The organism is Sporofaciens sp. St.21A7 (assembly GCF_059728535.1).
Window position 1 is genome coordinate 5,099,642 of record NZ_BAAGFN010000001.1, and the last position, 25,533, is coordinate 5,125,174.

Consider the following 25,533-nt stretch of genomic DNA (forward strand, 5'->3'; position numbering starts at 1 on the left):
GAACATAAAGCCGTATTCCTATATAATCAAACCATGAAAGGATGGTGTTGATTATGAGAGAAAAGAGAAATCATTTATATGTGGACAACCAAGAACGGAGCATTTTGTTACATAGCCTTGTGGAACTGAAAAACCAGCTCATACAGCAGGGCAGATATACAGACTGCGTTGACGAACTGATATTTAAGGTCGTAAACGCACCCGTCAAGAGAATGAAAATTGAATATGTCTAAGGCACATCACAGAGCCGCTTATTCTTATTGATTTTTTAAGAGTAAGCGGCTTTTTTGCGTTCTCTGGTACTCTTACATAGCCACCTTGACAAAGTGGCTAAATCTATGCGAAAGGAGGACGCACCCTATGTCAAATTGCAAAGTAATCGCTTTAACCAACCAGAAAGGCGGCGTTGGAAAGACCACCACGGCGGTCAATCTGGGTGTGGCTCTGGCACAGCAGGGCAAAAAAGTTTTGCTGATTGATGCCGATGCACAGGCAAATTTAACCATGTCTCTCGGTTACAGCCGACCAGACGATTTGCCCGATACGCTCTCGACTATCATGCAGGACATCATTGATGATAAACCCGTTGATGTTTCCAGAAGCATCCTGCACCATGACGAGGGCGTTGACCTACTCCCGTCCAACATTGAGCTGTCTGGGCTGGAAGTAAGACTGATAAACGCCATAAGCCGTGAAAGCGTGCTGAAAACCTGCATCAATGAGGTGAAAAAGAATTACGATACTGTCCTCGTTGATTGTATGCCGAGCTTGGGGATGCTGACAATCAATGCGCTTGCGGCTGCTAACAGCGTGGTTATCCCGACACAGCCCCATTATCTTTCCGCCAAAGGCTTAGAGCTGTTGCTTCGCTCCGTGTCTAAAGTGAAACGGCAAATCAATCCCCATCTGCGGATTGACGGTATCTTAATGACGATGGTAATGCCACGCACGAACATCTCTAAGGAAATCACGGCAACGGTTAAAAGTGCCTACGGGCAGAGGATTAAAGTGTTTGATACCCAGATACCCCACTCCATCCGTGCCGTGGAAGCCACCGCAGAGGGCAAGAGCATTTTTGCCTACGACAAAGGCGGCAAGGTAGCCGCCGCTTACGAGCAGTTCGGAAAGGAGGTGGCAGAGCTTGGCGAAAAACAGAGGAAGCAAAATCGAGCTGACCGCATACGATGACCTCTTTGAAACGGACGAGAGCCGTGCGGAAGCGAATCTAAGCAAAATTAGGGAAATCCCGATTGTGGAGATTGACGAGTTCCCAGACCACCCGTTCAAGGTCTTGATGAATGAGGACATGGAGCAGCTTGTGGACAGCATAAAGCGGAGCGGCGTAATGACCCCTGCTACTGTCCGCCAGAAAGAGGGCGGGCGGTATGAGCTAATCAGCGGTCACAGGAGGAAAAAGGCTTGTGAGCTTGCAGGGCTTGAAATGCTCAAATGCGAGGTTAAGGAGCTGACCCGTGACGAAGCTATCATTGTCATGGTTGAGAGCAATCTCCAAAGGACTACTATCTTGCCGAGTGAGAAAGCCTTTGCGTATAAGATGCGGCTTGAAGCGATGAAACGGCAGGGACAGCGAAGTGATTTAACTTCGTCGCCAGTGGCGACTAAGTTACAGAGTGGGCGTTCTGATAAAGAATTAGGCGAACTGGTTGGAGAAAGCAAAGACCAGATACGTCGCTATATCCGTCTGACCGAGCTTGTACCCGAAATCCTGCAAATGGTAGATGAACGCCAGATTGCTTTCCGCCCTGCGGTGGAAATCTCCTATCTGTCCGAGGAACAGCAATATACGCTTTTAGAAGCGATGGGCTACAATGATGCCACGCCCTCTCTTGCACAGGCTATCAAGATGAAAAAGTTCATGCAGGAGGGAAAGCTCACGGACGGGGTTATCCAGAGCATCATGCAGGAGGAAAAGCCGAACCAGAAAGAGAAGCCCGCCTTTAAGGACGAGCGGATAACCAAGCTCATACCAAAATCCATCCCCAGAGGGCAGGAAACGGATTTTGTCGTAAAGGCGTTGGAGTTTTATAACCGCCACTTGCAGCGGAGCAAGGCTCACGAGAGGTAGAACAGGCAAGATGGGGATTTTGGCATGGAACGCCGTGGGAGAAGTCTGCCCCTTTGAGGGACAGCAAATTTTTTTCGGCTTCCCCCTCTCCACACCTCTCCCCCTTGATACTGCCAGTAACTATCCGAGAAAAGAAATATGCGTAGGCAACGAGCCAAGCGGACGTGCTTGCACGGACATTTGGCGACTGCCACGACAGCCGAATGACTTGTGCCTTGTTATGAGTTATTCGGTATAAAGGCTGTCCAGAGGGGCAGCTTTTTCTGTCAGTAAATCAATGAGCAACTATCAACATGAGAACGAACAGGAGGTAACGAATGAAGATTCGTAAATTATTTCAAAGGGCTGCGGCGTTTGCTTTGGCTGCGGTCACGGCATTGTCCGCCGTCCCTGCCACGACAGCGTTCGCAGCGGGCGACATCGGAACGATTAGCTTTACCCACACCTACGACGGTGCAGGGAACGCCATAAGGTACAATTCCAGTGCGAACATCGGCGGTCATACCGCAGGCGGCACGGGCGAATATAAGTACCGCATGTATGTGGACGGGGAAACGGCGTTCTGCCTTCAGCCGGGCGTACCCTTAAAAACGGGCAATACGCTTGCAAAGGCGTCTTCCAACACATGGAACGCCCTCTCCGCAGACCAGAAAAAGGCGGTGGGGCTTGCCCTGCTTTACGGCTATCAGGGGAACAGCGGGAATCTGTCTGGGAGCGATGACGAGAAATGGCTTGCCACGCAGACCCTTGTATGGGAGTTCGTCACGGGATGCCGTAATTCAGCAAGCCCGTACAGCCAGACAAGCACGACCGTTTACAGCCTGCACTTTGGCTCGAATTATGCAAACAGCGGGGCAAGGTCGGCTTATGACCAGATTGTGTCATTCATGACAAGGCACAGCACGATTCCAAGCTTCATGTCGGCGGGCAAGAAAGATATTACAAAAGAACTTGCCTATAAGGACGGGAAGTACAGCCTGACATTGACGGATAAGAACAATTCCCTCTCCGAGTATTCCTTTACCAGCTCCGACAGCAATGTAAAAGTGTCAAAGTCTGGGAACAAGCTCACCATCACGTCAAAAAAGGCGATTGACGGCAAGGCGAGGATTACCGCAACGAGGAACAACACGCCGACCGTCAGCAGCGGGGCGAAAATGATTGCATACGGCGACCCGAACCTGCAGGACGTTATCACGGGCGTGGAAAACGTGGACACCATGACGGCGTATATCAACGTGGAAACGCCGACAGGGACGGTCGCACTGAAAAAGACTTCCGAGGACGGCGTTGTTGCGGGGATTTCCTTTACCATCAAGGGCGACGGCTTCAACAAGACCGTAAAGACAGATAAAGACGGAAATATCACGGTGGAGGGCTTATTCCCTGGCGCTTACACCGTCACGGAGCAGTCCATTGACCGCTACGAGCCGCAGAAAACCCAGACCGTTACGATTATCGGGGGAAAGACTTCTACGGTCACGTTCAGCAACACCTTGAAGCGTGGAAGCCTTGAGGTTGTGAAAACATCCGAGGACAATCTTGTGGATGGCGTGAAGTTCCACCTTTACGGCACTTCTTTAAGCGGGCTTGCAGTAGATGAATATGCCGTGACCGATAAGAATGGGCTGGCGAAGTTTGAGAACGTCCTTATCAGCGGCAGTATGCCATATACCCTTGAGGAAGTGGACACGGCTATCCGCTACGTTGTCCCTGCATCCCAGACCGCCCCGATTGAGTGGAAGAAAGTTACAAAACGCAGCTTTACCAACATCTTAAAGAAATTCAATGTCACGGTGTTAAAGACCGACGTGGAAACGGGCAAGAAGCCGCAGGGCGACGCCACCCTTGCAGGTGCGGTTTACGGCATTTATAAGGGCGAGGAGCTTGTGGACACCTACACCACCGATGAAAACGGGCAGTTCACAACAAAATATTATATCTGCGGAAACGATTGGAGCGTCCGTGAGATTACCCCGTCCGAGGGCTATCTCTTAGACACGACCGTACACCATGTAGGCGCAGAGCCAGAGCTTTACACCGTGGAATATAATTCTGCAAAGAATGATGTGAATGAGCAGGTCATCAAAGGCAATATTGCCATCATCAAGCACACAGACAACGGCGAAACCCAGATTGAAACGCCAGAGGAGGGGGCTGTCTTTGAGGTATATCTGAAATCCGCAGGCAGTTTCGATGCGGCGGAGGAAACCGAGCGTGACACATTGATATGTGACGAAAACGGCTTTGCCCAGACAAAGGATATGCCATACGGCATCTATACCGTGCATCAGACCTCTGGATGGGACGGTCGGGAGTTGATGAAAGATTTTGACGTGTTCATCTGCAAGGACAGCCAGACTTACCGCTACCTTATTAACAACGCCAACTTTGAGAGCTATATCAAGATTGTGAAAAAGGATATAGAAACGGGCAAAGTCATCCCGTATGCGGGTGCAGGCTTCCAGATTTACGACCCAGAGGGAAACCTTGTAACAATGAAATTCACTTATCCCGAAGTGACGGAGATTGACACATTCTACACTACCGCAGACGGCGGGCTTATCACGCCGCAGACACTTGAATACGGCAAGGGATATTCGCTTGTGGAAGTGCAAGCCCCATACGGCTATGTTTTAGACTCCGAGCCAGTCTATTTTGACGTGGAGCAGGAAAACTCCGAGGAAGAAAGCGGCGTCACCATTGTCAAGGTGGAACGCTCCAATATGGCACAGAAAGGCAAGATTACAGTATCCAAGTCTGGGGAGGTATTCAGCAGGGTATCGGGAAACAAGGGGCTGTACCAGCCGATTTTTGCCGTGGATAATTTAGAGGGAGCGGTCTATGAGATTACCGCAGCCGAGGATATTATCACAACCGACGGCACGGTCAGAGCCGAAAAAGGCGAGGTCGTGGACACGCTTACCACAGGGGAAGATGGCACGGCGGAAAGCAAAAAGCTTTATCTCGGTAAGTATGAGGTAAAGGAAGTGACCGCCCCGTTTGGCATGGTATTAAACGATGAAATCCATGCGGTCGAGCTTGTGTATGCGGGGCAGGAAATTGAAGTGACGGAAACAGGCACGGAATTTTACAATGAGCGTCAGCGTGTGGAAATCGACCTCAACAAAACCCTTGAGGTGGATGAAGCATACGGCGTGGGCAACAACGGTGAAATCAAAGACGTCACGTTCGGTCTGTATGCAGCCGAGGAGCTGACCGCAGCCGACGGCTCTGTTATCCCTGCCGATGGATTGATTGAGGTTATTTTCCTTGATGAGAACGGTCACGGAAAAGCTATCAGCGACCTGCCGATGGGCAGCTACTATGTGCAGGAAATCAGCACAAATGCCGCCTACCTTATCAGCGATGAGAAGTACCCTGTTGACTTCGAGTACGCAGGGCAGGAAACAGCTATCGTGAATATCACGGCAAACGAGGGAGAAGCCATTGAAAACGAACTGATTTACGGTTCTGTCAGTGGTAAAAAGTCCAACGAGGACGGCGAAGATTTAGGAGGTGCGTTAATTGGCATCTTTAAGACAGGTACAACAGAATATACAAAGGAAAATGCGATTGCGACTGCCACATCCGAAGATGACGGCAGTTTTTCTTTTGCGGAAGTTCCGTATGGCACATGGGTTATCCGTGAAATCGAAAGCCCGAAAGGATATGTACTCTCCAAGGAAGAAATCAACGTGACAATCGGCGAGGTTGACAAAGTTGTGGAGATTGAGCTTGTCAATTATTTTATTACGGGAAATATCGCTCTGACTAAGGTAGACAAGGACTATCCCGATAACAAGCTCACAGGTGCGGTATTTGAGGTTTACTCTGATACGGACGGCGACGGAAAACTGGATAAAAAGGATGAACTTCTCGGCGAGATGGGCGAGGTGGAGAAAGGCGTTTACCAGATGAACGACCTCAGATACGGCAAATACCTTGTCCGTGAGAAAACCGCCCCGACGGGCTTTGTGCTTGATGAGAACGTCTATCTCGTATCCATTGAGGAAAACGGCAAGACCTACAACGTGGAGAATGAAGCGGGCAAAGGCTTCTTGAATGAAGCGCAGAAAGGCTCACTCAAAATCGTTAAGACTTCCTCTGACGGCAAGGTGGAGGGCTTCTCTTTCCGTGTCATCGGCAAAGATTACGACCAGACATTCAAGACGGACAAAAATGGCGAAATCGCCATTAACGGCTTGCGTATCGGCGAATACACCGTGTCCGAGGTCAGCGACAAGGCATCCTCTGGCTATATCCTGCCTGCCGACCAGAAAGTGACAATCAAAACAGACGAAACGGCGACCGTCACCATGCACAACGAGCTACGGGACACCCCGAAAACAGGCGATGACTTTAACCTCGGTTTGTGGGTAAGCCTTGCGGCGGCATTTACTGTCGGTGCAGGAATCTTCGGATTTGTCGGTTATAAGAGCGGAAGAAAGAAAAAGGAGGATTAAACAGGATGAGAGAAAAAACCATTATTGCTATTGTGCTTGTGGCATTTATCGGCGGTGCGGCTGCGTGGCTGCATTTCCGCAGGAAGAAATAAATTAGGAGGTTTTTGATATGGGATTGGGGCGGTTCAGAATGACCACCCTCTTTCCATTTATAGAGGGTGTTTGTGCGAAGAAACACACAGAACGGAGGAATTTATGGACAGTCTGAAAACCATTGAGGGCAAAGTCAGAGCCGTCCTGCAAGAAAATGAGGACGCCAGAAATGACGATATGGTGCTGTACCTTGCCCTCTGCAACCTTTATCTGAAAGATGCGGGAGCTATGCCGCTTGCCCGAATACTTTTGAACCATAAGGAGCTTGGCTTGCCGAGCTTTGAGAGCGTGGGCAGGACACGCCGCAAATTGCAGGAGAAATACCCAGAACTTTTAGGGAGTGTGCGGATGCAGAAAATCAGAGCCAAAGGCGAAAAGGCATACCGTAGATATGCGAAAGAATCGTGAGGTGAAAGGTGCAGGATAAGTCTTTTGAATACGGAGGGCATCATTTTATCCCAGAGCGGCGGTTCACAAAGCGGGAAGATGATTTTTTCATGATTACCCGCAGGCTTCGGAGTGATACGGAGTTAGGATTTTTTGCCGCTGACTATTACGGCAGGGGAAGCCAGAAATTCCCTTATTCTTATGATGATTTTTATGCTGCATCCACGGATAAGAAATGCGATGTTTTCCGCTGCGTGGAGAACGGCAGGCTGTACGTCCCCTGCCAGTATGAATTGCAGCAATATATGGACGAGAAACAAAAAGAGAGGAGGAACGCCTATGAACGGTGAAACACGCTCCAATCAGGGCTATGAAATCATAGAGAGCTGCACTATCGGGAACACGGAGCTTGTCATCGGGCATCACCCGAAAGCCCCGAACCCATATGTCTGCTGGTACTGCAAAGGCGGCGACAACTATTATTGGGGCTGCTACTGCAACACCCTTGAAGCGGCGAGGGAGAAACTGAATGAACGCTACCAGTCTGAGTGCCAGATGCCATATAACCAACAGCACGATAAAAAGGCGAAGCAGCACGATGGGCGTGAGCGGTAGCACGGGAAACAATGAAAATGACAAGAAATATAACTGCACGGACTGCCCTTACCCCCGATATAAGGACAGCCGTGTCATCTTCTGCGACGTCTGTATCAGAAAAATTTTAGACTGGCAGAGGGAGAAAAAACAGGGAAAGGAGAACCCCGATGGAGAATGAAGAAAAACGGATGATTAGCTCCTACGAGGTCACGCAGAGCATCCACATCGGAAAAAAGGAAGTCGTGTTCGGCATAGATGAGAAAGAGGAATACCCGTATCTTGTCTGCTATTGCACTTACGACAATCCGCTGTCCGCAGAATGGGTGACGGATGCGGTCGGCTCTGACGACTATCTGGAAGCCATGCAGATGTTTACCGACAGGGTGCGGGAACAGATAGAGAGTGTAAGAGCAGAGCAGGAACAGTTCAAGTTTGACATGACCCCGTTTACCATAGACGACTGCATCCCAGACGATAAGTGCGGCAGCATTGTGGGCAAGGTCGTTGTCATCAACGCCGAGGTCAACCGCCATGAATATCGTCATTCTGCCTATCAGCTTGTACTGGCAGACGGCGGTCACGGTGCGTTGGGCGGCAGGGGGCAGGCGGTGTTCGGCACTTCCCTTGCGGACGGAAAGCACGCCCGATGGGAACGGTGTGACGTGCTTGGGGAAATCAAGCCAGAGAAGATGCCCGTCTGGGCAAAGGAAGCACTTGCAAAAATCCAATCGCAGGAAAAGGCGAAGAAATCAAAGAGCAGGGAGGAACGCTGATGGAGATACGGACTTTGACGCAATCCGAACAGAAATACACTTACGCACAGAGTATGCAGCTTGAGGGGCAGACGGGATGTATCGGTCATCTCCGAGGTGATTTTGCCCCCTCTGGATATGGCTTTTATACTTCTTGGACTGATACGAGGGAGCAATGGAAAACTGATGAATTTAAGGCAGGGCTGGACGAAGTTATCAATGCCCTGCGTGAAGATAAGGGGCTTCTGCACAACCGCTATGACATGGCGGCGTTTGCGAGGGAGAATCCCGAAAGTGCTTTTAAGGGTAATTACTGTACCGAGTACGGCTTCCGTGCGGATACCGACAAGCACGCTTTCCTGCTCCGCTGCAACCCGACAAAGGGCGACTATAACTTTTACTGCTACTGCTATGTGAAAGAATGGCTCGATAAGCATATGGCAAAAGCGGAACAGGGAATCCGCTTTATCGACCCACATTATAAAGAGAAGTTCCGCATCCCAGACGGCGGGAAAATCATTATCACTTATGATTGGGGAGAAAAGGCGGAAAAGAGCTGCCGTTTCATTGACGAATACCATACCGAAGTGGGCAGTAATCTTTACCACATCTGCGAGTTTGCCGAGCGTATGGAAAATAACGGACACAGCTATGAGCCGAAGCCGCAGGAGCCGCCGTCCGCACAGAAAGCCCCGAAGCACAAAGACCATGAACGATAGGAGGAAAGGAACATGGCAGTCAACCAGAAAGCCGTTAAGGTTTTAAATAAGATATTTGAAGCGGGCTTTACCGAAGAAAAAGCCATTGCCGCTATGACGATGGACGATATTTTATCCATGCAAGGCATTACGGTTGCGGACATCACGCTCATCAATGAGCTGCAAAAAAGCATCAAAGGGAACAAAGTTATCTCTTTTCTGGGAGGTGGCACGGAATGAGCGGAGGACGGAAAATCTGCATGACGGACAGCGTAGGAAAGGAACTTTTCTCTGTCCCCGATGGCGGCGTCATCCGTATGTTTTATGGGAACGGGGAGGATTATTTTGCCGTCTGTCGCTATCTGGACGAAACCCATGCAGAGATTGACGGCGTAAGGTGCGCCGTTCGGGAGTTTGCACAGAGGATGGAACAAAACAGAATCAGCTATGCCCCTGCTTAAAGGCGGGGCATGGACAACAGGAGGATTGATATTTTTATGGAACAGACTGTTTTATCGGGCGGTGATAGGGATTGAGTACCGAGCTTATCAACCGTATCACAGTAAAAAAAGACGGCGTGTATGTATCTTCCCACAGCTCCAACGACACCTCTCCGTATCATTCATGGAGGTGCAGGGGCTTGTCGGAAATCTATGCCGCCGAGGGGCAGAAAGGGCTTGACCGTGAGGTTATCCGTATGCTCTATGAGTATGCCGAGCTTCGTGGGACGCATAAAAGCCTTGCACGTTACCGCTACGCAAAGGACGCCCCCGCCGCCCGTGCCATCTATCAGAAATATATGGACAAGATAGACGACCGCTACGGGCAGATGGACGAAGCCGACCAGAACAGCGTCTGGTACAAGCCCACGGAAAAGGCAAAGGAGTACCGAGCCTATGAGCGGGAGATGCGGGAAAAGATGTATTCCGAAATCGCTGAAAGATGCGGGGAATACGACAGGAAACAGAAAAACAAAGATATGGAACGATAAGGAGGTGTAAGCCTATGGCTGCAAAGTACCAGCTTATTACGGAGCTGTACCGCCGCACGGGGATGGCGGTCGCAAAGAACCCGCAGGCTTGGCAGGGCTTTTTATCCTCTGCCTGCCACAATTACAAGTGCCGCTTTGACGAGCAGCTCTTGATTTACGCCCAACGCCCCGACGCAACCGCCGTAGCCGAGATTGGCACATGGAACAGGCTTTTTAAAAGATGGGTAAATAAGGACAGCAAAGGCATAGCGGTCTTTGACCCGAAAGGGCGCAGGAACACGCTGAAATATTATTTTGACGTTTCCGACACCCATGAGGGCTACTACGGCAGCCGAGCCGTCCCGATATGGCAGATGGATAAGCGGTACGAGCAGCCCGTCATGGAACGGCTTGCGGACAGGTTCGGCGATACGGAGGGCGGCGATTTTGCCACATTTTTAATAGGGACGGCGGAGAACGCCGTGGAGGATAATCTGCCCGATTACCTCTCACAGTTAAAGGGCTGTACAAAAGACAGCTTTTTGGAGGAACTGGACGACTATAATATAGAAGTGATTTACAAACGGCTTGCCGCAAACAGCGTCGCCTATATGCTGTTAAGCCGCTGCGGTCTGGATGCGGACGGGTATTTTGAGCGTGAGGACTTTGCGGAGATTATAAATTTCAACACGCCCCAGACGCTGAACGCCATCGGCATCGCCACGAGCGACATCTCCGAGATGGCGTTGCGGGAAATCTCTGCGGCAGTACGAAATGTGCAAATCGAAGCTAGAGGTCAGAACCGCACATTTGCAAGGAGTATCACAAGCCAGTATGATAAAGGCAGGAAACAACCCGAAAGGAGCGAAGATAATGAGCGAAATCACTTATACGAAACAGGCGGACTACCTTATACCCGACCTGACATTACCGACAGAGCCAGAGCTTCCGCTTGGCAGGTACGCTTTGATGCACAGGGATTATCTGGAAAACCACAAGAGGGTGACGTACCTCAACCTGCTGACAGCAGGCAGGCTGAACGAACACTTACACCAGACCGAACAGACGGCGTTGCAGCGGCTGGAGCTTCTGACGAAGCAGTTAGCAGCCGAGCAGGGAGTGACGGAGGAACTGAAAGAGAAAGCCCCGATGCAGTGGCTCGGCATGATGAACAATATCCGCAGCCAAGCGGAGGAAGTGATACTGGAAGAACTGATTTACAATTAGGAAATTCAGAACCAGAGCCGCAATCGGACGGCGGCGGGCAGGAAGAAGAAACAGTTACGGCACAGACAGCAGAGCCAGAAAAACAGACGGAAAACGAAAAAGGCAGCGTTGCCAATGAGGAAGAAGTTGCCGCCAATCTCCCGACCGTAGATGAACAGATTGAAATGATTGCTGAAGCAGAGGACGAAAAAGCCTCTGCTTTTGCCGTTTCACAGGAGGATATTGATGCCGTCCTTGTAAAAGGGAACAGCGTTGCGAACGGGAAATACCGCATTTACCACCAGTTCCAGAAGCAGGAAGATAAAAAGAAGAACATTGATTTTCTGAAAAGGGAATACGGCACGGGCGGATTTTTTGTTAATTTTTCAGACGGCACGGAGGGGTATGTGTGGTACAGCGGCAAGGGCATCTCCATTGACCGTGACGGCATTTCCACCGAACACGACCTTGTTTTGAGCTGGTCGAAAGTGGAAAAACGGCTGCGGGAGCTGGTTAAGGATAACCGCTACCTCAATCCCAAAGAGAAAGACCATTACGCCGACTATCTGGAAAGCGTGTCTGCCCCGCAGCATGAAATCGACACCCAGAGGAAACTGGCAAGGCAGCGTTTTATTGAGGAAAAAAGGGAGCTGCCCCCTGCGGACAAGCGGGACACGCTCGCCCTGCGGCTCTCCGACTTCATCCGTGATTTGGACGGCTATGAGAAAGACTTGTTGGGCGTAATTGGATGCAGGGATTTTGCGGATATGCCCGCCGACCTTATGGAACAGGCATTGCAGCATCCCGACAACGTGCAGGAGATGTTAGACTTCCTCTCCCTTGTGCAGAAAAAGACGACCAGCGTTTACAGCCGCAGCAATGCGTGGCGTTTTTCGCAGGAGCTTACGGAGCTGTACCCTCTCCGCTACCTCTACCACGAGGGCGACGTGGTGTATATCGGGGCGGACAAATATGAGGTCACCGCCTTTGATGAGAATGCCGTGTCCCTGCGAAATGCGGAGTTCCCGTTGTTTGGAAAGGAGTTCAGCCGAGCCGATTTTGAAGAAAAGCTAAAGGAGAACCCTGCAAACGACCATTTAAAAACGGTCATTACCGAGAGCCAGAAAACAGAAACACTTGCCGAGGAAAAGCCAGACAGCATTACACTTTCTATTGGATTTTCCGAGCATCCCGCCTTTTATGACAAGGAGCTAAACGACCGATTTACGGATTTGAGTTTCGCTCTGGGAAATAAGCTGCTCGGCATTCTGGACGAAAAACAGCATCGGGAAAGGGAGGATGAGGAAAACCATGTCGGATGGTATCATAAGACCGATTTTGAAATCCATGCCGTCATCGGCGGCGAGGAATTTAATTATGAAGGGCGGTTTGACATCGGCGACGGCGAGGGGGATTTAATCGCCCATATCCGAAATTTTTATGAATATTCCCTCTCCCCCGACTGCCCGTTTATCCCAGAATGGAAACGGCAGGGCGAAGATTACTACCGAGAGAAAATGGGATCCCTGCGTCTGGGGCGTGACGTGTTTATCCCGTTCTTGGAGCGGAACACCGAGCTGACCCCAGAGGATGAAAAGCGGCTTGGCGATATAATGGCTACCGAGGGGGACTGGTTTCACAGGAGGAAAGAGCCTGCCGAGGAAGAACTACTAGAACAGGCGAAAGGCTGCATCGACGCATACTGCGATGCGGAGTTTGGCGGCGACGCCGAAGTGGACTATACGGATTTGTCCAACGTCAAGATTGCCTTTCGGAATACCGAGGACGGCTTGCACGGGATACAGGCATCCGTCAACCTCTTACAGTACCGCATGGAAACGTATGTGGACGGCATTCTTGCAGAATATACGCAGTACAGTGACCTTGCCGACCTTATCCAGAACGCACTTTCCAATCTGTACTACCACGATTTAGTGTCCTTGACGGAGGAACAGCTTGAGCCGTTCTATCGGGAGGAAAACAAAAAGGCGGCTGAAAACCCAAGCCCAGACATCATCTCTGATGAAACAGAACAGAAGCCCCATTACACGGTAGAGCAGACTTCCGATGCTTTTGCTGACCCATTTATCATACGGAATAATGAAGCCCCAGAGGACAGTGCCGACCGATATTACGACGTAGGCGGCATCTACCAGACCTTTGAAACCGAGGAAGAAGCACAGGAATACGCCGACACCTTAAACAGTGCGGAGCATATCACGGAGCTATTTGCAGCGAAAGATGCGGAGCGTGAGGAACAGCAGAAATCAGAGCCTGCCCCGTCTGGGACGGATGAAAAGCAGGATAATTCTGACCTTATCGGCAAAGAGCTTATGATTGACAACCGCCGTTATCTTATCGAGAGCGTCGGGAAAATCAGCGGCGATGTTTCCATGCGTGACATCACATTTCAGAACAACATGGGCTTCCCGATAAACCGTGTGGAGAAAGTGAGCTATGTCCGCAGGCTCTTGGAGCAGGCAGAGAAAGAACCACAGCCCGAAGAAAAATCAGAATCCCCCGCTGAACCGACCACGGAAACCGTGGCGGAATATCCCGCCGTGGAGAACGGGCTTCCTTATGACATTGTGGTGGAGAAGATACGCTTTGACGAGCCAGAGCATGGGCAGACAATAGAAATGCCTATTACGGCGAAACCGTCCGCCCCTGCCCTCTCCCATGACCGCCGCAACTACCGCATTACTGATGATGCGTTAGGCGTTGGCGGCGCAAAAGAGAAGTTCCGCAACAACATGTCCGCAATAAGGCTTCTCCACGACCTTCAGATAGAAAACCGCCTTGCCACGCCCAAAGAACAGGAAACCCTTGCAAAATATGTTGGGTGGGGCGGTCTGTCGATGGCGTTTGACGGTAATAATGCGGCTTGGGCAGATGAATATAAGGAATTAAAATCAGCACTCTCCGATGAGGAATACCATGCCGCTATGGAATCCACGCTGACCGCTTTTTATACGCCGCCTATTGTCATTAAGGCGATGTATGAAGCCCTTGACCGTCTGGGATTTTCACAGGGGAATATTTTAGAGCCGTCCTGTGGCACGGGCAATTTTTTAGGGTTGTTACCCGACAGCATGGAAAAGTCAAAGCTGCACGGCATTGAGATTGACCCGTTATCGGGCAGGATTGCGAAGCAGCTCTACCAGAAAGCCAATATCGCCATTGAGGGATTTGAGGAAACAAAGCTCCCAGATAACCACTTTGACGTGGTGCTTGGCAACATCCCGTTCGGGGAGTTCAAAGTCAACGACAGCCGCTACAACGCCCAGAAGTTCCTAATCCACGACTATTTTATTGCAAAGGCTCTGGATAAGGTGCGGGCAGGCGGCGTTGTGATGTTCATCACCTCTAAGGGGACGATGGACAAGGCAAGCCCAGAGGTGCGGAAATATATCGCACAGAGAGCCGAACTTTTAGGTGCTGTCCGCCTGCCAGATAACACGTTTCGAGCAAACGCAGGCACGGAGGTCACGAGCGACATCCTTATTTTACAGAAACGTGACCGCATGATAGAGATAGAGCCAGAATGGGTACACCTCGACACAGACGGGAACGGTGTCACGATGAACAGCTACTTTGTCCAGCATCCAGAGATGGTGCTTGGCGAGATGAGGATGGAAAGCACAAGGTTCGGCATGGACAGCGTTTGCAAAGCCTACCCCGATATGCCGCTTGCGGGGCTTCTCCATGAAGCCATGCAGCGGATAGACGGCGAAATCCCAGAGATTGAAAATGAGGTTGACCGTATCTCTGACGAACAGGAGAAAGTCATCCCCGCTGACCCGAACGTGCGGAACTTCTCGTTTGCCCTTGTGGGCGGCAAGGTCTACTTCCGAGAGAATAACGAAATGACCCCCGCTAACGTGTCCATGACGGCGGAGAACCGCATCAAGGGGCTGCTGGAAATCCGTGACTGCGTGAGGAAGCTCATCCAGTACCAGACCGACGACTGCCCAGAGGAAATGATACAGACCGAGCAGGAAAACCTAAACCGATTATACGATGCCTTTAAAAAAAAGTACGGCTTAATCAACAGCAGGGGGAACTACCTCGCTTTTGCAGCAGACGAAAGCTACTTCCTTTTATGCTCCCTTGAAGTGCTTGACGACGAGGGGAAATTCAAACGCAAGGCTGATATGTTCACGAAACGGACGATAAAGCCCCACCGAGAAGTGACCTTTGTGGAAACCGCCAGCGAAGCCCTCGCCCTCTCCATCGGGGAGAAAGCCCATGTCGATTTATCTTATATGGCACGGCTCACCTGCAGGTCGGAGGAAGAAATCATTAAGGAATTGCAGGGAGTTATTTATAAAGTCCCGTCTTGTGAGCCTGCAAGGTATGTGACCGCAGATGAATATTTGTCGGGCAACGTGCGGGAGAAACTGAAAGTCGCAGAGATAGCGGCAAAGTCAGACCCAGAGCTTGCAGTCAACGTGGCGGCTCTGGAAAAGGTCATCCCGAAGGATTTGCCCGCAAGCGAAATCTCCGTCCGTCTGGGTACGACGTGGATACCGCAGGAGGATATACAGCAATTCATGGTGGAGCTTTTAACGCCGTCAAGCTATGCGGCGGGCAGATTGAAAGTACGCTACACGGCATATAACGGCGACTGGTTCATTGAGAATAAGAGTTCCGACATTGGGAATGTCAAGGCGGACAGCACTTACGGCACGAAGCGGGCGAGCGCATACCGCATCATGGAGGACACCTTGAATCTCCGTGACACCCGCATCTTTGACTATGTTTATGACGAACACAACAATAAAAAAGCGGTGCTGAACCATAAGGAAACCACGGCGGCGCAGGCAAAGCAGGAGGTGATAAAGCAGGCGTTTGGGGACTGGATTTGGAAAGACCCAGAACGGAGGAACAGGCTTGTACGCTACTACAATGACACATTTAACTCTATCCGACCCCGTGAATATGACGGAAGCCATATCACATTTGGCGGCATCAGCCCAGAAATCCAGCTAAGACCGCATCAAGTGAATGCCATCGCCCATATCCTCTACGGCGGCAACACGCTCCTTGCACACAAAGTAGGGGCAGGCAAGACTTTTGAGATGGTCGCCGCCGCACAGGAAAGCAAGCGGCTCGGCTTATGCCAGAAATCCATGTTTGTCGTGCCGAACCACCTTGTCGGGCAGTGGGCGTCGGAGTATTTAAGGCTCTATCCATCTGCCAACATCCTTGTCACGACCAAGCGGGATTTTGAAACGGGAAACCGCAAGAAGTTCTGCGGCAGGATTGCGACGGGGGCGTATGATGCGGTGATTATCGGGCATAGCCAATTCGAGAAAATCCCCATCAGCGAGGAACGCCAGAGGGAACAGCTCATGCGCCAGCTTGACGATATTGAGCGTGGCATTGACGACGTGCAGGCATCCCACGGGGAACAGTTCACGGTCAAGCAGCTCATGAAAACGAGGAAAGCGATTAAGGCGAAGCTCGATAAATTAAACGACACCAAACGGAAAGACAGCGTGATAAACTTCGAGGAATTGGGCATAGACAGGCTCTTTATAGATGAGAGTCATTTTTATAAGAACCTCTATTTATTTACCAAGATGCGGAACGTGGGCGGCATCGCCCAGACCGAAGCCCAGAAGTCAAGCGACTTGTTTATGAAGTGCCGCTATCTGGACGAAATCACGGGAAACCGTGGCGTAGTATTCGCAACGGGAACGCCTATAAGTAACTCGATGGTCGAGATGTACTCCGTGCAGAGGTACTTGCAGTATGACACCCTCGCAAGGAATGGGTTGCAGCATTTTGACAGTTGGGCTTCCACGTTCGGCGAAACGGTCACGGCTCTGGAACTCGCCCCAGAGGGGACGAATTACCGAGCCAAGACGAGGTTTGCGAAGTTCTACAACCTGCCAGAGCTTATGCAGATGTTCCGTGAGGTTGCGGACATCCAGACCGCCGATATGTTAAAGCTGCCCGTTCCAAAGGTCAATTACCACAATGTCAAGACAAAGCCGAGCCAAATCCAGACGGAAATGGTGGCGGGGCTTGCGAAGCGGGCAGAGAAAATCCGAGCCAAACTGGTAAAGCCACAAACAGATAATATGCTCAAAGTGACAAACGACGGGCGGCAGCTTGCCCTAGACCAGAGATTGATTGACCCGATGCTGCCAGACGACCCGAACAGCAAAGTCAACGCCTGCGTGGAAAATATGTACCGCATCTGGGAGGGACACGCCGACACAAAGGCGGCACAGCTCTTGTTCTGCGACCTCAGCACACCGAAAAACGACGGTATGTTCAACGTCTACGATGACATGAGGGAAAAATTGATACGGCGTGGCATCCCTGCGGAGCAGGTGCGTTTCATCCATGAAGCGAATACTGACGCACAGAAAAAGGAGCTGTTCGCAAAGGTGAGGAGCGGCGAGGTGCGTATATTGTTCGGCTCTACCCAGAAGATGGGCGCAGGTACAAACGTGCAGGACAGATTGATTGCCATTCATAACCTCGACTGCCCGTGGAAGCCGTCGTGCTTGGAACAGCGTCAAGGTCGTCTGGAAAGGCAGGGCAATATGTTTCCAGAGGTGGAAGTCTACCGCTATGTGACGGAGCAGACATTTGATGCGTACCTCTATCAGCTCGTGGAGGGAAAGCAGAAATTCATCTCCCAGATAATGACGAGCAAAAGCCCCGTGCGTTCTGCCGAGGACGTGGATGAAGTCGCCCTCTCTTTTGCGGAGGTGAAAATGCTTGCCACGGGCGACGAGCGTTTCAAGGAAAAAATGGACTTGGATATGCAGGTGGCGAAGCTGAAAGTCTTGAAGCAGAGCTACCTTTCCGAGCATTACGACCTTGAGGACAGGATACTGAAGCACTACCCGCAGGAGATTAAGGAGTATGAGGAACGCATTGTAGGTTACGAAAACGATGCCAAGATTGCAAGCCAGCATATGCCGCAGGGCGAGGACAAGTTCTGCCCGATGACTTTAAACGGCGTGACCTACAAAGAAAAAGCGGACGCAGGCGGGATGCTGCTTGCCATCTGCAAGGAAAACCCGCTGTCACAGCCGATACAAATCGGTAGCTACCGTGGCTTTCAGATGGAGGTTTTCTATGATACCGTCAATGCACACTATTGTCTGAACCTTTGCGGAATGAGAAAATATAAGGTGGATTTAGGAACGGATGCCCTCGGCAATTTAACGAGAATTGAGAATGAGATTGCCAAAATTCCTGCAAGATTGGAAGCCGCCAAGACGAGAAAGGAGGAAACCATTGCACAGCTTGAAACCGCAAAAGAGGAAGTGAAGAAGCTGTTTGCTTTTGAAAACGAGCTGAAAGAAAAGACGGAACGGCTGAACGCCCTCAATATCGAATTGAATCTGAATGAAAAAGATAAGTCTGTTATTGACGATGAGCCAGAGCAAAATGACGGGCAGCCAGAGAAAAAATGCACGGACAGGGAGCGTTAAAATCCAGTTTGCACATTTGTACTGCTGATTTTGGGGTATTATAATAAGGACGATTAGAAAAAATCGGAGGTGAGGAAGAATGTCTGATGCGTTCAGATTTGAAACTTTTGTAGATGTTCATGACAATGTTTTTAATGAATATCTCGGCTCTGTCGTGGCAAAGCTGTCCAGAGAAAACGAGGAATACCGTGCCGTGAGAGCCGAAATTGAGGGCTTGTATGAAAAGTATCCGAAAGTCTTAGGCGTGTTTGACACGGAAACAGCGGAGGAACTGACCGAGGAAGAATGTGCGGCGTTGATTGAAGTAATGGAGCTTAGAAACAAACTTACGGACATGGAGATGCAGTCGGTCTACTTCCGTGGCTGCTATGACAGCGTGGGGTATCTGAAAAAGGCAGGGATTTTATAACGGACTGACCAAGGGAAAGGCGGTGTCGGCGTGAGTGCAGATGCCGTCTTTTTACATAGCCGAAACAGACAAGAAATCCTATAACCCGATTTTTTTCATTGATAATCGTAAAAAAGTATTGACAAGCTTCTGCAAAAGGTTTAGTCTGGATAAAAATACCAGAGAGAACACATTCTAAAAACACTAAAGATAAAGCACGAAAAACATGTGCATATATTTATTGATAAGTGTTGGAATGTGTTTTTTTATTGATTAGTTTAGGAGGTTCAATAAAATGATTAGATGAAAATTCCCAGAGGCTTTATGGATAAAAACAGAGTGAAATTGCTAAAGAGGTCATCGAAGTGATTTGGTTTTTGTATATTGCTTAGAGGTTGAATAACAACGAAATTTATAAAAAATGTGAGGTGCAATATGAGCGAGAAAAATAGAGACGCAGATTATAATCGTTTAGCTGAAACTATGCAGAAAATAGCAAACGAGATTACCCGTAACTTCCAACTGAACAACATACTTCCTCAGATGAAAGCAATACAGGATACAATGTCAAATTTAAGGACATTTCCAATTTCAGAGGAAGTAAAAGCATTTATTGTTGAAGCAAAAGCAAGTGAAAATTTGTCGCACGAAGATTTTTTGAATAAATATGGAGAGGAAATAGATATTTGCAAAACAGTTGGGAAAGCAGGTTGGGTTGTATCGGAGCATTCTAATCCAAGAGAAATCAAAGAGTGGTATCAACTTATAGTTCAAGGAAAGGATGCCGAAATAATAGAATATTTTGATGCAGATAATAGCAATAGTCTAAGGAGTATCAGAAGTGGTCTATCAAAGTCCTATGTAGAAGCACCTAGTTGTCGTTACTATAATAAGGGTATAGAAGCATATGATAAGGAAGATTATATGACGGCTGCTATGTATTTAGTTGCATTACTAGAATCAAGGACGAATGACTATATGAATTACCCAAGAAAAATGTCCTATTCAAAAAAATACTCTGAAGATGGTTTTGAACAACATTTAAAAAAAGTATTTGTAAAAACAGATTCTGTTTTTACAAAGAGATTTCTGTTTTTAGATATGTATCCATCTTTGATTGAATTTCTGAATAGATTATTTGTAGATGGAATATATACACTTGATAGCAAAAATGAACCGCCATATATTAACCGTAATTGGCTCTTGCACGGAAAATGCACAAGAAATATTGAGAGATTTGAATGCGTTCAGCTTCTTAATGCATTAAGTGTTATAGAGTTTGTGTTTAAGATGGCATGAAATACAAAGCAGACTTTTTACATAGCCGAGAGGTTTTCCCTACCGAAAGCCCCTCGGCTAATTCTATTTTTGGAGGTGATTTTTATTGAATGAGAGCATCTAAACCCTATGTACAGATTGACCCAGACGTGCTTGAGCAGGCAAGGCAGATAGACTTACTCTCCTATCTTAGAGTCTATGAGCCGAGCAACCTTGTCAAAGTCAAAGGCACGACGAACGTCTACTGTACCGCCGAACATGACAGCTTGAAGATTTCCAACGGCAAATGGTACTGGTGGTCGAGGGGCTTCGGCGGCTATTCTGCCCTCGACTATCTGATGAAAGTCAAGGAATACGGCTTTGTGGAAGCCGTGGAAACCCTCACAGGGCAGACGATGGCGGACTGGAAGCCGCCGCCCCCTGCCGTGAAAAAGGACGAGCCAAAGGTGCTGCTCCTGCCGCCGAAGAATAAGGACTGCGGCAGAGTGACCGAGTATCTTTTCGGGCGTGGCATTGACTATCAGCTTATTCAAGAGTGCGTTGCCGAGGGAATTATATTTGAGAGTGCCGACTACCACAACGCCGTTTTTATCGGGAAAGATGAAAGCGGAACACCAAAATACGCCGCCTGCCGTGGCACGGTGGGGAGCTTCAAGCGAGACGCATCGGGCAGCGACAAGCGGTACTCGTTTCGGCTTTTGGCAAAAGAGCCGACCGATGCCGTGCATTTATTTGAAGCCGCCATTGATTTATTATCCTACGCCACCTATTTAAAATGCGAGGGGAAAGATTATAAAATGGAAAATCTACTCTCCCTGTCGGGCGTATATCAGCCGAAGAAAGAGCTGAAAGAAAGCAAAATCCCCGTTGCCCTCACGACTTTTTTGGAAGCAGACCCGCAAATTAAAACTATATTTCTGCATCTGGATAAGGACAGGGCAGGTCGGCTATGTACCGCCGCCTTGAAAGAATTATTGCAGAAAGACTACCGAATCGTTGATGAACCGCCGCCAATCGGCAAGGACTTCAACGATTTTTTAATGTCCTATCTGGGGATTGCAAGGCAGAAACCGAGCCATGAAAGGAGGGATGCCCGCTGACTGAATGAAGATTTTCAGTAAAAAATGACCGTAACCACAACAAAATTTCAGACCGAAAGGGAGGAAAGAACGATTGAAAAACTATGAAGCGACCCTTGTCGCCCACTATGCAAAGACCGTTTCCATTCATGCCGACAGCCCCGAACAGGCGGCGGAGAAGTTAAAGACTGTACTGTTTGACACCGACCTTGTGAAGTTTTCCGATGGGGATTTTGTCTGCGGCGAAGCCGAGATTAACGACCCTATGGAGGACGCAGGGGAAGAAAGCGAATCCGAGGGAGAGGATTTTGAGGACGATTGTTGTTCGGGCTGTCCGTGCTTCAGAACGGTGTGTAAAGGATGCTGTCAAGAGGGCGGGGATTAAAGACACGTCTTACCAAGCACTGAATTTGGTTATCCATCTGCCGATGGAAACAAAATTCGCTTGTTAGGGGAAAGCTCCCCTAATACCCCGTAAAAAGAACAATGCCAAAGTATACCGCCATGCCATGTGCGGCACGGCGGTCACAGAAAGGAATCCAAGAATGAGTGAATTTATATATTTTATCCTCGGCGCAACGCTCGGCGGCATGGTCGGCGTGGCGTGTATGTGCGTGCTGCAGATTAACAGGCTGTCCGAGGGAAAGGGGGATTTGGATGCGGAAACGAAACGTGCAGATACTGTTCCGACTGACCGAGGAAGAAGCTGAATACCTCTGCTCCCTTGCAGAGAGGGCGGGGCACTCCAGACAAGCCCTGCTCCAGTCGATGGTCATGGGCTACCGCCTGTGCGAGAAGCCAGACCCAGAGTTTTATAAAATCATGCGGGAGCTGTCCGCCATCGGCAACCGCATCAACCAGCTTGCGGCAAAGGCGAACGCTTTAAACTTCGTGGACACGCCGATGCTCTACGACGAAGCCAAACGGTGGCGGGACTTCCGTCTGGACGTGGGCAGGTGCTACCTTATTCCGAGGAAGACGTCTGGCTGATGGCGGTCTGCGAGATATGGGACGTGAAAGGCAGGCTCGACCACCCCATCGACTATGCGGAGAACCCAGAAAAGACCGCCAACCCAAAATACACGGATGCGGACTTGCAGGCGATGGGCGACGTGGTGAAGTATGCCACCAACGGGGACAAGACCGAGAGGCAGTTTTTTGTCACGGGCGTAAACTGCGACCCGACTACCGCAAGGGATGAGATGATGATGGCAAAAACCCAATGGAACGATGAAAGCGAGATTGTCTGCTACCACGGTTTCCAGAGTTTTAAGGCGGGCGAGGTCACGCCAGAGATTGCCCATGAGGTCGGCGTGAAGCTGGCGGAAAAGATGTGGGGAGAAAGGTTTCAAGTAATCGTGGCGACGCATCTGAACACGGAATGCCTGCACAACCACTTTGTCGTCAACTCAGTTTCTTATATTGACGGCAGGCACTACCACGACAACAAGAAAAACCTGCGGCTGCTCCGCCAGCGTTCGGATGAATTGTGCCGTGAGTATTCCTTATCGGTCATCGAACACCCAAGCGGCAGGAAGAAGCCCTATGTCCTCTGCCAAGCCGAGAAGAACGGTCTGCCTACAAGGGACAGCGTGGCACGGCAGGCGGTGGACGAAGCAATCTCAAAATCATTCACACTGAAAGACTTTGACCGCCAGTTGTCGGAAATGGGATACCGCATTAATTTTGACCTCAACCGAAGATACTGGACGATTATCGGGAAAGGGTGGCAAAGACCGAAGCGGCTCTATAAGCTCGGCGAAGATTACACCAATGAAAGGATAACGGAACGCATACGGGAAAACTCCTATGCGGTCAAGTTCCAGAGTTTTTCCAAAGAGCAGCCACAGGTCAGAGTGATAAAGGTAAAAGGCACATTAAAAGACACAAAGAAAATCGGCGGCTTGCGTGGGCTGTATCTCCATTACTGCTATAAGCTCGGCATCCTGCCAAAGAAGAAACAGCAGAATTACGCAAGGCTTCACTATCTTCTAAAGGACGACTTGATGAAGATGGAAGCCATCACCAACGAAACAAGGCTGCTCTGCCGCAACCATATTGACACAGCGGAGCAGCTTTTGTCTTATAAAGGCTCTCTGGAATCCGAGATGCAGGAGCTGACCGAACAGCGCAAGGGGCTTTATTCCCAGAGCCGCAAATCAGTCGGCAAAGAAAAAGAAGCGGTCAAGGCTCGGCTGTCGGAAATCACGGGGCGTATGAAAATACTGAGGAGGGAGGTCAGATTATGTGAGGGAATCGAAGCCCGCAGCGGCACTATCAAAGAGAAGTTGCAGACCATACGGGCAGATGAGAACAAAGAAAAAGGAAAGGAGCTGATGAAGCATGAACACAGGCGGCGAAGCGGCGGAGCAAATCGTAAGGATGAGCTTGGAGGGATTTGAGGTCGCAGCCAGAATCACGGGGGCGGGTGCGAAGAACATCGCCATCCTGCTCTACTCCATCTTAAAGGAAGAACAGAAAACCAAAGGAAAGGCAAGGCTCACAAATATGCTCCGCTCTGGGAAAGAATTAAAAGTCTTTACCGTAAAGAGCGGCGACTTGAAGAAGTTCACGCAGGAAGCGAAAAAATACGGCGTACTCTACTGCGTCCTCGCAGACCGTAAGAACAAAGACCCCGATGCGGAGGTGGACGTGATTGCCCGTGCGGAGGACGCATCGAAAATCAGCCGCATCGTGGAGCGGTTCAGCCTTGCATCGGTAGACACCGCTTCCATCGTGACCGAGGCGGAGAAATCGAAAGGGGCAAAGGGAAAGGCGAAAGATGCCAAGACCGCAGGAGAAAAAGATGCAGGGGCAAAGGACGGTCAGCCAGAGCCAGACGTCGGCGTGGAGGAAAAGGCGGAGAAAGACAAACTCATGGATGCCCTTATGGGAAAGCCCATGCAGAAAGAGGAAAACGCCCCAAACCCCTCGGTGGCAAAGACAGAAAAATCCCCTCTGTCCGAGCCTACCTTAAAGCAGCAAAGGAAGCCCGCAGAGGGGGCTACTATGACTAAGGCACAAAAGCCGTCAGTCAGGGAGGAACTGCGGAAGATAAAGGAGGGCAGAAAGGAGCAGGAAGCGGACGCCGCCCCTGCAAAAGAGAAATCTTCCGACAGGGCAAAGAAACCGACCGCAGGAAAGACGGAGCATAAGCAGCCCCAGAAGCGGAAACGGAAAGCAAAATCGAAAGGAGCAAGATAAGCATGAGCATTTATGACGTATTCAGCGGCGGCAGACCTTTTAACAAAGAGGAATGGGCTGCCCAGAAACAGGAGCAGCGGAAAGCAGCCTATGAGCTGATAGACAACACCTGCTCGGAAATGATGGCAAACGGCGACAGCTTTCGCCAGTATCTTGACGTGCAGGGGCATTTTGACCGCTACTCCGTCAACAACGCCATCTTGGTGTCGGCACAGATGCCCGAAGCGACGCAGCTTAAGGATTACGGCAGTTGGAAACAGAGCCGTGCCTATGTGGACAGGGACGCACAGAAAATCACCATCCTTGAGCCAGGGAAAGAATACGAGCGGGAGGACGGCTCAAAGGCGGTCGGCTATAACGCAAAAGTGGTCTACGACATTTCCCAGACCTCGGCAAAGGACAGGCAGCAGCCGCAGGAAGCCAAAACCATGCGGGAGCTTGTGTCGGCGATGATTGACGCAAGCCCCGTTTCCTTTGTGCCAGTGGACGACCTTGAGCTGCCTGCGTTCTACGACAGCGCACAGCAGACCATCTTCATCAAGACGGGATTGAATGAGGAACAGCTCTTTGTCAGCATGGCAAAGGAAGTGTCGGCGGCGGTCTTTGACTTCAAGCATAAGGAGAGCCGTGACGCTTCAGAGTTCAAGTCGTTCTGCGTCGCCTATATGGTAAGCTCCCGCTACGGCGTGGACACAAAGGGCTTTAATTTTGACAAGCTCCCGAAAGAATTTGAGGGCATGGAAACGCAGGAATTTAAAGGGCAGCTCGGCTCGATGCGTGACGTACTCGGCGAAATCCAGTCGGATATGTATAAGAGCCTTGAAAAGAACAAGCCGCCCAAATCCAAAGAGCAGGAACGCTAATCGGAG

General features: G+C 50.0%; 24 protein-coding genes. All 24 read left to right on the top strand.

The window, feature by feature from the left end; genetic code table 11:
- The first annotated feature begins 53 nt into the window (after nucleotides 1-53).
- A complete protein-coding gene (locus tag AC6I3O_RS25240; RefSeq protein ID WP_016221055.1) occupies nucleotides 54-233 on the top strand; it encodes a hypothetical protein in 180 nt (59 codons plus the stop codon).
- Nucleotides 234-360: 127 nt separating this feature from the next.
- Entirely contained in the window at nucleotides 361-1,188 is an 828-nt protein-coding gene (locus tag AC6I3O_RS25245) for a ParA family protein (protein WP_016221056.1), read from the top strand.
- Entirely contained in the window at nucleotides 1,142-2,086 is a 945-nt protein-coding gene (locus AC6I3O_RS25250) for a ParB/RepB/Spo0J family partition protein (RefSeq protein WP_497853252.1), read from the top strand. The genes AC6I3O_RS25245 and AC6I3O_RS25250 overlap by 47 nt, the downstream gene beginning before the upstream one ends.
- A 317-nt stretch (nucleotides 2,087-2,403) precedes the next feature.
- Nucleotides 2,404-6,552 carry a SpaA isopeptide-forming pilin-related protein gene (locus tag AC6I3O_RS25255; protein ID WP_016221058.1) on the top strand — a complete coding sequence of 1,383 codons (4,149 nt, stop codon included), beginning with the start codon at nucleotides 2,404-2,406 and terminating at the stop codon, nucleotides 6,550-6,552.
- Between the two features lie 195 nt (nucleotides 6,553-6,747).
- Nucleotides 6,748-7,053 (top strand): hypothetical protein, encoded by a 306-nt coding sequence (locus AC6I3O_RS25260; protein ID WP_497853253.1) that lies wholly within the window; start codon nucleotides 6,748-6,750, stop codon nucleotides 7,051-7,053.
- 8 nt (nucleotides 7,054-7,061) lie between these two features.
- Complete coding sequence (locus tag AC6I3O_RS25265; RefSeq protein ID WP_016221061.1) at nucleotides 7,062-7,382, top strand: hypothetical protein; 321 nt, start codon at nucleotides 7,062-7,064, stop codon at nucleotides 7,380-7,382.
- A complete protein-coding gene (locus tag AC6I3O_RS25270) occupies nucleotides 7,372-7,647 on the top strand; it encodes a hypothetical protein (protein ID WP_159751694.1) in 276 nt (91 codons plus the stop codon). The genes AC6I3O_RS25265 and AC6I3O_RS25270 overlap by 11 nt, the downstream gene beginning before the upstream one ends.
- Nucleotides 7,631-7,807 carry a hypothetical protein gene (locus AC6I3O_RS25275; RefSeq protein ID WP_016221063.1) on the top strand — a complete coding sequence of 59 codons (177 nt, stop codon included), beginning with the start codon at nucleotides 7,631-7,633 and terminating at the stop codon, nucleotides 7,805-7,807. The genes AC6I3O_RS25270 and AC6I3O_RS25275 overlap by 17 nt, the downstream gene beginning before the upstream one ends.
- Nucleotides 7,797-8,402: a hypothetical protein gene (locus AC6I3O_RS25280; RefSeq protein WP_016221064.1), complete on the top strand. Its 606-nt coding sequence runs from the start codon at nucleotides 7,797-7,799 to the stop codon at nucleotides 8,400-8,402. The genes AC6I3O_RS25275 and AC6I3O_RS25280 overlap by 11 nt, the downstream gene beginning before the upstream one ends.
- The gene (locus AC6I3O_RS25285; protein WP_016221065.1) at nucleotides 8,402-9,100 is read left to right on the top strand and encodes a hypothetical protein; all 699 of its coding nucleotides are present in this window, start codon (nucleotides 8,402-8,404) and stop codon (nucleotides 9,098-9,100) included. The genes AC6I3O_RS25280 and AC6I3O_RS25285 overlap by 1 nt, the downstream gene beginning before the upstream one ends.
- 12 nt (nucleotides 9,101-9,112) lie before the next feature.
- On the top strand, nucleotides 9,113-9,319 hold the full coding sequence (locus AC6I3O_RS25290; RefSeq protein ID WP_016221066.1) for a hypothetical protein: 207 nt from the start codon (nucleotides 9,113-9,115) through the stop codon (nucleotides 9,317-9,319).
- Nucleotides 9,316-9,540 (top strand): hypothetical protein, encoded by a 225-nt coding sequence (locus AC6I3O_RS25295; protein ID WP_016221067.1) that lies wholly within the window; start codon nucleotides 9,316-9,318, stop codon nucleotides 9,538-9,540. The genes AC6I3O_RS25290 and AC6I3O_RS25295 overlap by 4 nt, the downstream gene beginning before the upstream one ends.
- Before the next feature lie 71 nt (nucleotides 9,541-9,611).
- Nucleotides 9,612-10,070: a DUF3435 domain-containing protein gene (locus AC6I3O_RS25300; RefSeq protein WP_016221068.1), complete on the top strand. Its 459-nt coding sequence runs from the start codon at nucleotides 9,612-9,614 to the stop codon at nucleotides 10,068-10,070.
- A gap of 852 nt (nucleotides 10,071-10,922) precedes the next feature.
- Nucleotides 10,923-11,276, top strand: a complete 354-nt coding sequence (locus tag AC6I3O_RS25305; RefSeq protein WP_081643981.1) for a TnpV protein — start codon at nucleotides 10,923-10,925, stop codon at nucleotides 11,274-11,276.
- Nucleotides 11,277-12,076: 800 nt separating this feature from the next.
- Nucleotides 12,077-18,715 (top strand): helicase-like domain-containing protein, encoded by a 6,639-nt coding sequence (locus AC6I3O_RS25310; RefSeq protein WP_497853603.1) that lies wholly within the window; start codon nucleotides 12,077-12,079, stop codon nucleotides 18,713-18,715.
- A gap of 79 nt (nucleotides 18,716-18,794) precedes the next feature.
- A complete protein-coding gene (locus AC6I3O_RS25315) occupies nucleotides 18,795-19,124 on the top strand; it encodes a DUF6664 family protein (protein ID WP_016221070.1) in 330 nt (109 codons plus the stop codon).
- Between the two features lie 414 nt (nucleotides 19,125-19,538).
- Entirely contained in the window at nucleotides 19,539-20,402 is an 864-nt protein-coding gene (locus AC6I3O_RS25320; protein ID WP_016221071.1) for a hypothetical protein, read from the top strand.
- 89 nt (nucleotides 20,403-20,491) lie between these two features.
- The gene (locus AC6I3O_RS25325; protein ID WP_016221072.1) at nucleotides 20,492-21,481 is read left to right on the top strand and encodes a DUF3991 and TOPRIM domain-containing protein; all 990 of its coding nucleotides are present in this window, start codon (nucleotides 20,492-20,494) and stop codon (nucleotides 21,479-21,481) included.
- Between the two features lie 73 nt (nucleotides 21,482-21,554).
- Nucleotides 21,555-21,845, top strand: a complete 291-nt coding sequence (locus tag AC6I3O_RS25330) for a hypothetical protein (RefSeq protein ID WP_016221073.1) — start codon at nucleotides 21,555-21,557, stop codon at nucleotides 21,843-21,845.
- Between the two features lie 160 nt (nucleotides 21,846-22,005).
- Nucleotides 22,006-22,170: a DUF3789 domain-containing protein gene (locus AC6I3O_RS25335; protein WP_497853254.1), complete on the top strand. Its 165-nt coding sequence runs from the start codon at nucleotides 22,006-22,008 to the stop codon at nucleotides 22,168-22,170.
- Nucleotides 22,118-22,450, top strand: a complete 333-nt coding sequence (locus tag AC6I3O_RS25340; RefSeq protein ID WP_497853255.1) for a plasmid mobilization protein — start codon at nucleotides 22,118-22,120, stop codon at nucleotides 22,448-22,450. Before AC6I3O_RS25335 ends, AC6I3O_RS25340 begins: the two co-directional genes overlap by 53 nt.
- Nucleotides 22,417-23,862 (top strand): relaxase/mobilization nuclease domain-containing protein, encoded by a 1,446-nt coding sequence (locus AC6I3O_RS25345; protein WP_497853256.1) that lies wholly within the window; start codon nucleotides 22,417-22,419, stop codon nucleotides 23,860-23,862. Before AC6I3O_RS25340 ends, AC6I3O_RS25345 begins: the two co-directional genes overlap by 34 nt.
- Nucleotides 23,804-24,664, top strand: coding sequence for a PcfB family protein (locus AC6I3O_RS25350; protein ID WP_016221077.1), 861 nt, complete (start codon nucleotides 23,804-23,806; stop codon nucleotides 24,662-24,664). Before AC6I3O_RS25345 ends, AC6I3O_RS25350 begins: the two co-directional genes overlap by 59 nt.
- Nucleotides 24,665-24,666: 2 nt before the next feature.
- On the top strand, nucleotides 24,667-25,527 hold the full coding sequence (locus AC6I3O_RS25355) for a hypothetical protein (RefSeq protein ID WP_016221078.1): 861 nt from the start codon (nucleotides 24,667-24,669) through the stop codon (nucleotides 25,525-25,527).
- Nucleotides 25,528-25,533: the final 6 nt, after the last annotated feature.